This is a genomic window from Kribbella sp. NPDC004138, from assembly GCF_053603655.1.
This window is the reverse complement of record NZ_JBSGFZ010000030.1, coordinates 38,999-50,559: the sequence shown is the minus strand read 5'-3', so window position 1 is coordinate 50,559 and position 11,561 is coordinate 38,999. Positions and strand designations below refer to the sequence as shown.

Sequence of the window (11,561 nt, the reverse complement as noted above, 5' to 3'; positions counted from 1 at the left end):
AACCCTACGGAACCGCGGGTCGCGTCAAGGCGTGCAGGTGGTCGATCATCGTGTCGACCGCGATCCGCAGCGGCGCCGGGTCGCGGCTCACCTGGCTCAGCAGCAGCCCGCCCTGGACGGCCGCCAGCATCGCGACCGCGAGCTCGCCGGGGTCCGCCTCCGAAGCGAGCTCGCCACGCGCCTGCATGTCGGCCAGCCCCTCCCGGATCAGCTCCTGCCAGCGGGCGAAGGCGGCGGCCAGTTGGGTCCGGGCGACCGGATCGCTCTCGGACAGATCGCTGGCCAGCGACCCGAGCGGGCAGCCGCCGACGCACTGCATCTCGGTCAGGATGTTGACCATCACGTCCCGCCAACGGCCGAGCGAGTCGATCGTGTCCAGCCGCTGCAGACAGGTCTGCTGGATGTCGAGCGCCTGCGTCGCCTGGTGGTCGACCACCGCCGTCACCAGGGCGTCCTTGCCGGGGAAGTAGTGGTAGAGCTGGGAGGGGCTGACGCCGGCCGCGGCCTGGATGTCCTCGATCGTGGTGCGGGCGACGCCCTGCTCGAGCATCAGCCGCGCCGCGGCCGTGACGATCCGGTCGTGGGTCGCCTGGCCCTTCCTGGTCAGTCGCCGGGCGGTCTCGGTCATACCGCCCACCGTACGGATTTTGGAGTTGATACTCCAATTTCGTCGGCGAACTATCGGAGCGTCAACTCCGAACCAGAGGATGGAACCGATATGACGCAGGACTTCGCCGGCCGGACCGCGCTCGTGACCGGCGGCAACAGCGGCATCGGCCGCGCCGTGGCGGGGCAGCTCGCGCGGCGTGGCGCGCACGTGGTGATCAGCGGGCGGGACGCCGCCCGGGGAAGCAGGGCGGTCGAGGAGATCCGGGCCGACGGCGGGACGGCGGACTTCGTGCCGGCGGACCTGACCGACCTGGCGAGTGTGCGGTCCCTGGCCAAGCAGGCGATCGAGCTCGGCGGCGGGCACGTCGACGTGCTGGTCAACAACGCGGGGATCTTCCCGTTCGGGCCGACGGCCGAGGTGCCGGACAGCGACTTCGACGCCGTGTACGCCGTGAACGTGCGGGCGCCGTTCTACCTGGTCGCCGAGCTGGCCCCGCTGATGGCGGCGCGCGGATCGGGCGCGATCGTCAACGTGACCACGATGGTCGCGTCCATCGGCATGGCCGGGATGGCGGCGTACGGCTCGAGCAAGGCGGCGGTGGAGCTGCTGACCCGGGCCTGGGCGGCCGAGTTCGGGCCCGCCGGTGTGCGCGTGAACGCGGTCAGCCCCGGCCCGACCCGGACCGAAGGCACCGCCGTAATGGGCGAGAACCTCGACAACCTGGCCGGCACGACCCCGCTCCAGCGCGTCGGCACGCCCGACGAAGTAGCCGCGGGCATCGTCTTCCTCGCCTCCGACGCCGCCTCCCTCGTCCATGGTGCGACCCTCCCCGTGGACGGCGGCCGCCTGGCCGTCTGACCCTCGACGACGGGTGCCCCCGCCGGTACACACCGGCGGGGGACCTGCATCACTCGGGGCGAGGGGTGAAGACCGCGAACTGGCTGCCGGACGGGTCGCGGAGGTAGGCGAAGTCCGGGGTGCCGCCGCCGGTGCCGATGCGCTTGTTCACCACGGTGCCGCCGAGCTGCTCGGCCTCCGCGCAGGTCGTCTCGACGTCCGCGACCAGGATGTAGAAAACAGCGTGGTTGGGCAGCTCGCCGTTGGTGGCGAACAGGCCGCCCATCGGCTGCTGCGCGCCCTGTGCCGTGATGTTGCGGTAGTCGAGGCCGCCGGACGTCAGGCTCCCGGACGACTCGAACGACCAGTTGAACAACCCGCCGTAGAACTTCTCGGCGGTCTCCGGGTCGTCGCTCGCGACCTCGAACCAGGCCAGTGTGCCAGGGGCGGGAGTACTCATGGATCTCTCCTTCGACGTAGAACGTGTCAACGAGAACCACGCTCCCAGCGGTTCGCGACAGCCCTATGTCGGTGTTGGAAAAAGATCCTCGGGACGCAGCGCGGCGGCCGGGAGCTTGGTCTCGTACCCGTCCACCTGCAGGCGGCCCGACGCCGGCGGCCGCTGCGGCAGCGTCGCCGACGGCTCGGCCTTGGTGATCCGGTCCATCCGGAACACCCGCTCCTCCTGACGCAGCTGACACCAGCCGGTCAGGTACGACCCGTTGGGCCCGACGACGACGTGCTGCGGCTCGATCTCCCGGAGCGTCTCGACGCCGTCGCCGTTCGTGTACTGGATCCGCAGGACGCGGTTGTCGCGCACCGCCCGCCAGACCTGCTCGGCGATCGCGACGTCCGGATCCGGGACCGGCCGCACCAGCAGCCGGACCTTGGCCGCCGCCGCCCGCGCCTCGTCGAGATCGCGCTGCGGCATCGCGGCCACGATCTTCTGCAGCGCGGTCCGCGCGTCCCGCGCGAACAGCACGTGGTCGCCGCGGCTCAGCGCGACCGCGACCGCCATCGCCTCCCGCGCGCTGAAGTTGAGCGGCGGGAGGCTCATCGAACGGTCCACCGAATACCCTCCGGTGCGGCCCTGCTTGGTCGCCAGCGGAACGCCGGCCTGCCCGAGCGCGCTGAGATCGCGCTCGATGGTCCGCACGCTCACCTCGAACCGCGCCGCCAACTGCCGCGCCGTCCGCCCTCGTGGCCCCGCCGCGCGCAGTTCCTCCGCGAGCGCGTACAGCCGATCGATCCGGTTCATACCCGCAGGCTAGGGGCGACCACGGACAGGTTTACTCCGGAAGCTCGGAGCCGGTGCGCTCGGCGACCATGTAGGCGGCGTACCAGGCCGGCCAGTTCTCGTCGGCCTTGCCGGTCCGGGCCTCGTGCTCGCCGTGCGCTGCGGCGGCGCGCTTGAGGGCGGCCTCGAGGTCGTCGACCGAGCTGTACGTCGCGTCCTCGACGCGCCCGGGCAGCCGCTTGGTGACCTCCTGCAGCAGCCAGGTGTTGCCGTCGGGGTCGCTGAACGTCGCGAACGAGCCGTAGCTGGACCGCTCGTCGGCCGGCCCGGTCACCCGCGCGCCGCCGTCGCCGGGCTCGAACTGGGCGCCCGGCGCGGCCGGGTGGAAGACGTCGCTGACCTTGGCGCCGTGCGCGAGCAGCTCCGCCCGCGCCGCCTCGACGTCCGTGACGACCAGGTAGAGGCCCTGCGCGGTGCCCGGTGCGGCCGTCGTGATGTTGGTACCGAACTGGACCGAGGCGGGGGAGCCCGGCGGGGTGAACTGGACGACCCGGAACCCGTTGTCGAACGCGAAGTCCGCGTCCAGCCGCCAGCCGAGGCCGGTGTAGAACTCCTTGGCACGATCCGTGTCGGCGACCGGGACGACGACGGCTTCGAGCTTCAGGTCGGTGCTGCTCATGACTTCCTCCTGGGATCGACGTTTTCGCTGATCACCAATCTGCCGCTCCGCGGCCCCCGTGACACCAGTGAGAATCCCTGGTCATTACCTGGGCACCCCAGTGCCCGGCCCTAGAGTGCTGTCATGTGGACCACCAGATCGTTCTGATTGCCGGAGCGGGGCTCGCGATCATGATCGCGGCCTCGGTGTTCGCGCGGCGGACCGGCGTCGCGGCGCCGCTGCTGCTGGTCGCGCTGGGGATCGGGGCGAGTTACCTGCCGAGTACGCCGGCCATCCACCTCGAGCCGGAGATCATCCTCGCCGGGGTCCTCCCGCCGCTGCTCTACGCGTCGGCGGTCCAGCTCCCGGTGCTCGACGTACGGCGGAACTTCGGGCTGATCGCGTGGCTGTCGATCGTGATGGTGATCGTGTCGGCGCTGGTGATCGGCGCGCTGGTGCACGCGCTGTTCCCGAGCATCTCGTTCGCGCTCGCGACGGCGCTGGGCGCGGTCGTGAGCCCGACGGACGCGGTGGCGGCGACCGCGATCGGCCATCGGGTCGGACTCCCGCCCCGCCTGATGACCGTGCTCGAAGGCGAGAGTCTCGTCAACGACGCCTCGGCGCTGGTCGTCCTGCGGACGGCGGTCGCCGCGCTCGCCGTCACCGCCCACTTCAGCCTCGGCCACACCGTCCTCGACTTCGCCTGGGCGGTCGTCGGCGCGATCCTGATCGGGGCAGCCGTCGGGCTGCTCACCGTCGTCCTGCGGCAGCGGCTCGACGACCCGGTGCTGAACACGACGATCTCGTTCGCCGTGCCGTTCCTCGCGTACTTCCCGGCCGAGGAAGCACACGCGTCCGGCGTACTCGCGGTGGTCGTCGCCGGGCTGCTGACCGGAGCGCTCGGCAGCCGGAAGTTCAGCGCCCGGGACCGGCAGACGCAGGCGACCACCTGGACGACCATCAGCTTCATCCTGGAGAGCGGCGTCTTCCTCGCGATGGGGTACCAGCTGCCGGAGCTCGTCGACGACGCCCGTGCGGAGACGACGCTCGGCGAGATCACCGCGCTCGTCCTGCTGGTGGTCGGCCTGCTGATCGTGTTGCGGTTCCTCGGTCTGGCGTGGCCGGCGTTGCAGGGCCGGTTCGGGCGGAACGACCGCACCGAGCAGGTCCGCGCGCAGCTGGACCAGTTCGAGGAGCATCTGGACTCGATGGAGCCGTCCGGCGCGCGCGAGGAGAACAGGCTCGCCTGGGCCCGCAAGCGGCTGGCGCGGGGCCGTGCGGACGCCGACTTCGAGGAACGGGAGCCGATCACCGGCCGCGGCCTGCTGGTGCTCGCCTGGGCCGGGATGCGGGGCGTCGTGACGGTCGCCGCCGCGCAGACGATTCCCGCCGGTACGCCGCACCGCGCGACCGTCGTGCTCGCCGCGTTCATCGTCGCGCTGATCACGCTGGTGCTGTTCGGGCTGTCGCTGCCCGCGGTGATCGCGCGGATGCGGTTCCGCCCGGAGAGCGCCGAGGACAAGCGCGACTCGGTGCAGGCGCTGATGCGGCGGATCGGCGAGTCCGCGATCGACGCCGTCGGCCCGCTCGAGGAGCAGACCGTCGACGGCGAACCGCTCGACCCGGTCGTGGTCAGCACGCTGAAGGACCGGATCGTGCCGCGCCTGGTCTCCGGCAGCCGGCAGCTGCGCGAGACCAAGGCGGACACCCGGGAACAGATGGAGATCCTGCAGCGCCGCTACCTCGACGCGATGCGGGAGGCGCTCGGGAACGAACGCAGCATCGGGGCCTACAGCTCCGAGACGTACCGCCAGGTCGAAGGCTTCCTGGACACGGTCGAACAGCGCTTCACGACCGCCTGAGCCTCACCAGTCCGCGACGCGCTCCTGGCTGCGGTCCTCGGTGGCGACCAGGACGTCGAGGAGGAACTCCTGGAGGTCGGTGCGGATGTCTCGATGCAGCGGGTCGTCCCACAGGTTCTGCAGCTCGTCCGGGTCCGCGGCGAGGTCGTACAGCTCGCCGGTCCGCTCCCTGGAGGTCGCGGGGGAGCCGTGCTGGACAACGAGCTTCCAGCGATCGCGCCGGAGCATCGTGAGGTGCACCGGCGGCGTGTACGGATGCCCGCTGTTGCGGTACTCGCTCAGCGCCCAACCGCGGCCCGCGGCACGCTCGGTAACCAATGGCAACAGATCCTGCCCTTCACCGCGGACGGGCAGCCCGGCGGCGGTGAGGATCGTGGCGGACAGGTCGATCCACTGGACGAGCTCGTCGCAGCGGGTGCCGGCCGGGACGGCCGCGGGCCAGCGCACGACGAGCGGAACCCGCACGGCCTGCTCGTACAGCATCGGGCCCTTCAGCATCAGCCGGTGGTCGCCGAGCATCTCGCCGTGGTCGCTGGTGAAGATCACCAAGGTGTCCTCGGTGAGCCCTTCGGCGTCGAGCGCGGCGAGGATCCGGCCGACCTCGTCGTCGACGAGCGTCACCATCGCGTAGTACGCCGCCTTGACCTCCTGCAACTCCTCCGGGCTGTACGACGTGAAGCCGCGCGCGTGACCGGCGTACGACGCGTGCGACGCCTCGGTCTGGATCGGCGGCTTGCCGGTCAGGTCGTCGGGCAGCGGGCGACTGAGCTCCCGGTCGCGGTACCGGCGGACGTACTCCTCCGGGGCGCCGAAGCCGTGATGCGGATCGAAGAAGTTCGCGACGAACAGGAACGGCTTGCCGCGCTCGCGGGAGTGGGTGAGGAAGTCGATCGTCTGCTCGCCGATCCAGTGGCTGTAGTGCAGCTCGGTCGGCAGCGTGTCGTAGTCGATGTCCGCGCCCGCGAGGTCGGGGCGCAGCGTGCGGAGCCAGCGGTGGTACTCGTTCTCGGAGGAGCCGGGGTACGGATCGTGGGCCCAGCGGAAGACGCGGAAGCCGTCGTCGTGCCGCTTCTCGGAGCGGCCGCCGAAGCATGCGTTGAGGTGGAACTTGCCGACCAGGCCGCAGTCGTAGCCCGCGTCGGCGAGGTCCTTGCTGAACAGCCGCGCCTCGTCGGGCAGGCCGACGCCGTTGGCCCACAGGCTGTGCTGGTGCACGTAACGGCCGGTCATCAGGCTGGCGCGGGAGGGAGCGCAGACCGGGTTCTGCACGTAGCAGTTGCCGAACAGCGCGCCCTGGCTCGCGAGCCGGTCGAGGTTCGGCGTGTCGATCTCGTCGTTGCCGGCGGCACCCAGCGCGGAGAACCGCTGCTGGTCGGTGCAGAGAACCAGGACGTTGGGCGGCATGCGAACCAGTCTATTAAATCTGGAGCATTGACAAAAAGAGGGCGTGCCGGTCAGAGTCGGATGCCGTGGGGACGGAACCGTCCGGGCCGCTGCGGCTGCTCCGGGAAACACACGAGGAACGAGTGCTCACCGCACTCCGCACCCGGGGCGCGCTGACCCGTGCCCAACTCGTCGAGCAGACGAACCTGTCGCGCGCGACGCTCTCGTCGATCGTCCAGACGTTGCTCGGTCGGCAGGCCCTGACGGAGACGAGCGAGGAGGCGACCACCGGTCGGGGGCGTGGACGGCCCGTCTCGATGCTCACGCTGAACCCGGCCGGCGGGCTCGCACTCGGTCTGGACCTCGGCCACCGCGGCGTCCAGGCGACGATCGCGAACGTCGCGCACGAGGTGGTCGCCTCGGGCGCGGTCGCCTGCGCGGAAAGGACACCGTCGGCGCGCCGCCTGGAGCTTGCGCTCGATCTGGTCGACGACCTGACCAGCAGGCACGAGATCTCTTTGGCCGCGCTCGCCGGCATCGGGGTCGGCATCGTCGGGCCCGTCACGGCCGATGCGAGCCGGCCCGAGCCGGATGCGGACTTGGTGCGCGAGACTCTCGGCGCGCGTTTCGGCGTACCGGTGTTCGTCGACAACAACACCCGCCTGGCTGCGTTGGCCGAGGCGGTCTGGGGCGCCGGCGCGGGTGTGAGCAGCGCGTTGTACCTGCGGTTGTCGTACGGCGTCGGCGGCGGGCTGGTCCTCGGCGGGCGGCTGTTCGCGGGCGCGGGCGGCGCGGCGGGGGAGCTCGGGCACATCAGCGTGGATCGCGACGGACCGGCATGCCCGTGCGGCGGCCGGGGCTGCCTCGAACGGTACGTCTCGTTGACGACCCTGCAAGAGCGCTGCGCAGCCGTCCTCGAAGCGCGCGACGCCGAGGCTCACGAGGTCTTGGCCGAAGCCGGCGCGCGGATCGGTGAGGTGCTGGCGGCGGCCTGCAACACGGTCAACCCGGAGGTCGTCGTGATCGGTGGGGAACTGGCCGAGACCGGCGACCCCCTGTTCGACCCGCTGCGGGCGGCGTTCGGCCGGTACACCCACAGCCAGGTCCGCCGGACCGCGCGACTCACCCACGCGGCGCTCGGTCCCGACGCCGCGGCCCGCGGCGGCATTGCCCTCGTGCTCACGACAACTCCACCGGAGGTCTCCCGCCCGTGACATCCGCCGCCACGATCGACATCCACCGCGACCGGCGCCACACCATCGATCCGATGCTCTACGGGCACTTCCTGGAGTCCGCGTTCTTCGGCAACATCGAGGGCGGCGTGTTCGACGAGGGCTCGCCGCTGGCGTACGGCGGAGGCGGCGCGCGCAACGGCCTGCGCAGCGACGTGATCGAGCTCTGCCGCGAACTCGGGCTCCCGGTGGTCCGCTGGCCGGGCGGCAACTTCACGTCGCCGTACCGCTGGGAGGACGGCGTCGGCCCGCGGGAGTCCCGGCCGCGGCGGCTCGAGCTGGCCTGGGGCTCGGAGGAGACCAACCGCTTCGGCACGGACGAGTTCCTCGCCTGGTGCGCCGAGGTCGGGACCGAGCCGTACCTCGCCCACAGCTGCCGGGACGTCGACGGCGCGGTCCGCTGGGTCGAGTACACCAACTACGGCGGCGACACCGAGTACACCCGGCAGCGGGCCCGCAACGGCCACCCGGCGCCGTACGGCGTGAAGTACTGGGGCCTCGGGAACGAGGTGTACGGCGACTGGCAGATGGGGCACCGCAGTGCCGCCGCGTACGCCGCCGACGCGGCCGAGCACGCTCGCTTCATGCGAGCCGTCGACCCGGCGCTGAAGTTCGTTGCGGTCGGGAAGGCCGACGACCGCGACGGCTGGACCGAGACCGTACTAGGGGCTGTCGGCAACCAGATCGACTACTTGTCGTTCCACTTGTACGGCGCGACGACGCAGCTGGTCGACGGCGCCGCGGAGTACGAGGCGATCGTTGCCCAGTCGCTCTATTTCGAGCAGCAGATCATCGAGTATTCCGACCTGGTCGAACGCTTCGCCGGGGACCGCCCGCTGGCGTTGTCGCTCGACGAGTGGAACATCCGGCACGTCGAGCCTGCCGCCTGGCCGGATCCGCAACCGTCGGACGACGGCGGCACCGTCGCGCGCGACGTCGACGGCCTGCCGACCGCGCCGGCGCACCGGGTGAACCGGTGGAGCCCGAGAACGCTCGCCGATGCGCTCTTCTACGCCGGTGTCTTCCATGCGCTGCACCGCGCCGGCGGCCGTCAGGTCCCGGTCGCGATGGCGAACACAGTGAACCTGCTCAACGCGAACGGCGTCATCGTCGCGCGGCCCGGCGGTGCGGTGCGCGCGGCGACATACCACGTCTGGGACCTGTACCAGAACCACCTCGGCCCGGTCGCGCTGTCCGCCGACGTCCGGTCGCCCGGCAGGCTGACCGCCGTACGGCAGGGGGACGAGCGCGACCGCCGGGGCGAGTTCCGCAGCTACCCGGCGACCGTGCCGGACCTCGACGTCTCCGCGACGCAGACGACCGACGGCCGCTCGCTCCGCGTGGCCGTCATCAACCGTCATCGCGACACGGCGATCCGCGCCGCCCTGACGCTCGACGGCGGCCGCCTTCCGGCCCGGGCTGCGGTGACGCAGTTGAGCGCGGACGAGGTGCTCGCCACCAACACCCTGACCACACCGGACGCCGTCAGCCTGCGGGATCTGGGAACCGCCGAGCTGGCGGACGGCTGCTACGACTTCCCGCCGCACAGCATCACCTTGCTGCGCTTCGATCTCAGCTGAGGTCGAGGCGCATCAGGATGCGTGGATGCCCGGCGAGTGTCGACGTGGTGTCTGCGGCCTTGGCGAACCCGGCGCGCTCGAAGTTCTTGCGGATACCGGCGTACGCCATCGTCAGGTCGACCAAGCTGTCGCCGTTGTCGAGCGGGTAGGCCTCGACGGCCGGCGCTCCGTTCGCGCGGGCGAAGTCGACGGCGCCGGCGATCAGGGCGTGCGAGATCCCCTGACCGCGATGACCCGGCCGGACCCGGATACACCACAACGACCACACCGGCAGGTCGTCCACGTGCGGGATCTTCCGGTTGCGGGCGAACGTCGTCTCCGCGCGCGGTGCGATCGCGGCCCAGCCGACCGGCGTGTCACCGTCGTACGCGAGCACGCCGGGCGCCGGGGTCGCCGCGCACAGGCCCGCGACGTACTCGGCGCGTTCCGGGCCGCGCAGCGCGTTGTTGAGCTTGGACGGGATGCGGTAGCTGAGGCAGAAGCAGACGTTGGCCGTCGGCGACTTCGGCCCGATCACCGCCCGCACGTCCTCGAAGACACTGGCCGGCCGTACGTCGATACTCATGGCGCCACCTCGGCCTGCAGGAGCTGGTTGTGGATCATGAACGCCGTCCGGAGCTCCTTGTAGCCGACCCGGTCGAACAGGACCGTCATCGCCGTGCCGTCGTAGTGCTCGACCAGCCCGGCTCCGAACGCGCGATGCACGACCCGGCTGCCGACCGGGAACGGCTGGTCTTCGGGCGGCGCCGCGGTCCGGCCCGCGAGATCGTTGTCGCAGTTGCCGCACGGGCCGTCGTACCGCTCGCCGAAGTAGCTGAGCAGCCACTCGCGCCGGCATCCGCCGTACTCCGCGTAGCCGGCCATCATCTCGACCCGGGAGCGGGCCACCTCGCGACGGTCGTGCTCGACCGCCGAGGCCGCGGCGACGGCGGCGTCCACCGAGCGGGTCAGCCGGAACTGGTGGCCGACGGCAACGACCCTGGCGTCGGTCAGCCGGCCGAGAGCACGCTCGACCCGGGCCGTGCTCAGACCGGTGGCCTGGGCCAGCGCAACGACGTCCTGCGGCCGGTGGTCGTGGATCGCGGTGGCGACCGCGAGCAGATCCTCGTCGGTGACGCCGCCGGAGGCGAAGAAGCGGTTCAGACCGAGGTCGGCGTGCCGGAAGAACAGTTCAATGTCGGCCGGTTCGCCGTCCCGCCCGGCACGGCCCATCTCCTGGTAGTACGCGTCGACCGACGCCGGCGCCTCCGCGTGACTGACCCAGCGGATGTCCGGTTTGTCGATCCCCATCCCGAACGCGATCGTGGCGACCACGACCCGGCAACCCCCGGCGAGAAAGGTGTCCTGCACGTCACGGCGCTGCTTCGCCGGCAGCCCGGCGTGGTACGCCTGTGCGGCGACGCCGGCCGTGTCGAGTTCGTGCGCGAGCTCCTCGGCATGCCGATGCGTGCCGACGTACACGATGCCCGGCCCGCGCGACGAGCGGACGTGGCTGAGCAGCCGGCGGTTCTTCGTGTCGTCGTCGGCGAAGGCGAACACGGCGAGGTTGAGGTTGGGGCGGTCGAACCCGCCGACCACGACGGCGGGTTCGTTCAGCTCCAGGCGGTGCACGATCTCCTTGCGGACCGGCGGCGCGGCGGTCGCCGTGAGCGCGAGGACCGGCGGCCGTCCCATCCCGCGGATCGCGGTCGCGAGCCGCAGATAGTCCGGCCGGAAGTCCTCACCCCACTCGCTGACCAGGTGTGCCTCGTCGACGGCCACGAGCGTCGGCCGGGACGCGGCGAGCAACTCCAGTACGTCGGGATGCGTGAGCTGCTCGGGGGAGAGCAGGACGAAGCCGGGCCGGTTGCTCGTCAGCAACTCGTGGACCGCGTGCCGGCCGGCGCGATCGGTCGCGTTCAGTTCCGCGACCTCGACACCGGCCGGACGCAGTGCCCGTAGCTGATCGCGCTGCAGCGCCACCAGCGGGCTGACCACTACAGCCACCCCGCCCAGCGCCAGGCCGGCCAACTGGTAGATCGCGGTCTTCCCGGTGCCGGTGGCCAGGACGGCGAGCACATCGCGCCCGTCGAGCACAGCCCGTACGGCGTCCTCCTGGCCGGCCCGCAGGGACTCGAACCCCAGCCGCTCGCGGGCGAGTGCTACGACGTCGACACCCATGC

General features: G+C 71.4%; 11 protein-coding genes. 4 read left to right on the top strand and 7 right to left on the bottom strand.

Annotated features, from left to right (window positions below; genetic code table 11):
* Positions 1 to 4: 4 nt before the first annotated feature.
* The gene (locus tag ACWEOO_RS34760; RefSeq protein ID WP_452146662.1) at positions 5 to 628 is read right to left on the bottom strand and encodes a TetR/AcrR family transcriptional regulator; all 624 of its coding nucleotides are present in this window, start codon (positions 626 to 628) and stop codon (positions 5 to 7) included.
* Between the two features lie 90 nt (positions 629 to 718).
* Here ACWEOO_RS34760 and ACWEOO_RS34755 point away from each other — a divergent pair, with 90 nt between their 5' ends.
* Entirely contained in the window at positions 719 to 1,468 is a 750-nt protein-coding gene (locus tag ACWEOO_RS34755; RefSeq protein WP_452146661.1) for an SDR family NAD(P)-dependent oxidoreductase, read from the top strand.
* Between the two features lie 49 nt (positions 1,469 to 1,517).
* Here ACWEOO_RS34755 and ACWEOO_RS34750 read toward each other — a convergent pair whose 3' ends face one another.
* From ACWEOO_RS34750 to ACWEOO_RS34740, 3 genes are all read right to left on the bottom strand, one after another.
* Positions 1,518 to 1,907: a VOC family protein gene (locus ACWEOO_RS34750; protein ID WP_359928724.1), complete on the bottom strand. Its 390-nt coding sequence runs from the start codon at positions 1,905 to 1,907 to the stop codon at positions 1,518 to 1,520.
* A gap of 63 nt (positions 1,908 to 1,970) precedes the next feature.
* Positions 1,971 to 2,705, bottom strand: coding sequence for a helix-turn-helix transcriptional regulator (locus ACWEOO_RS34745; protein WP_452146660.1), 735 nt, complete (start codon positions 2,703 to 2,705; stop codon positions 1,971 to 1,973).
* Between the two features lie 31 nt (positions 2,706 to 2,736).
* Entirely contained in the window at positions 2,737 to 3,363 is a 627-nt protein-coding gene (locus ACWEOO_RS34740) for a VOC family protein (protein ID WP_452146659.1), read from the bottom strand.
* A gap of 125 nt (positions 3,364 to 3,488) precedes the next feature.
* On the opposite strand from ACWEOO_RS34740, the gene ACWEOO_RS34735 reads away from it, so the two are divergent.
* Positions 3,489 to 5,204 carry a cation:proton antiporter gene (locus tag ACWEOO_RS34735; RefSeq protein ID WP_363715662.1) on the top strand — a complete coding sequence of 572 codons (1,716 nt, stop codon included), beginning with the start codon at positions 3,489 to 3,491 and terminating at the stop codon, positions 5,202 to 5,204.
* A gap of 3 nt (positions 5,205 to 5,207) precedes the next feature.
* Here the strand turns inward: ACWEOO_RS34735 and ACWEOO_RS34730 are convergent, their stop codons facing one another.
* A complete protein-coding gene (locus ACWEOO_RS34730) occupies positions 5,208 to 6,608 on the bottom strand; it encodes a sulfatase-like hydrolase/transferase (RefSeq protein WP_452146658.1) in 1,401 nt (466 codons plus the stop codon).
* 65 nt (positions 6,609 to 6,673) lie between these two features.
* On the opposite strand from ACWEOO_RS34730, the gene ACWEOO_RS34725 reads away from it, so the two are divergent.
* Positions 6,674 to 7,801 carry an ROK family protein gene (locus ACWEOO_RS34725; protein WP_452146657.1) on the top strand — a complete coding sequence of 376 codons (1,128 nt, stop codon included), beginning with the start codon at positions 6,674 to 6,676 and terminating at the stop codon, positions 7,799 to 7,801.
* Positions 7,798 to 9,399 (top strand): alpha-L-arabinofuranosidase C-terminal domain-containing protein, encoded by a 1,602-nt coding sequence (locus ACWEOO_RS34720; protein ID WP_452146656.1) that lies wholly within the window; start codon positions 7,798 to 7,800, stop codon positions 9,397 to 9,399. Before ACWEOO_RS34725 ends, ACWEOO_RS34720 begins: the two co-directional genes overlap by 4 nt.
* Here the strand turns inward: ACWEOO_RS34720 and ACWEOO_RS34715 are convergent.
* Positions 9,392 to 9,964, bottom strand: coding sequence for a GNAT family N-acetyltransferase (locus tag ACWEOO_RS34715; protein WP_452146655.1), 573 nt, complete (start codon positions 9,962 to 9,964; stop codon positions 9,392 to 9,394). The two genes, ACWEOO_RS34720 and ACWEOO_RS34715, sit on opposite strands and share 8 nt — an antisense overlap.
* Positions 9,961 to 11,559: a RecQ family ATP-dependent DNA helicase gene (locus ACWEOO_RS34710; RefSeq protein WP_452146654.1), complete on the bottom strand. Its 1,599-nt coding sequence runs from the start codon at positions 11,557 to 11,559 to the stop codon at positions 9,961 to 9,963. Before ACWEOO_RS34710 ends, ACWEOO_RS34715 begins: the two co-directional genes overlap by 4 nt.
* Positions 11,560 to 11,561 lie beyond the last annotated feature (2 nt).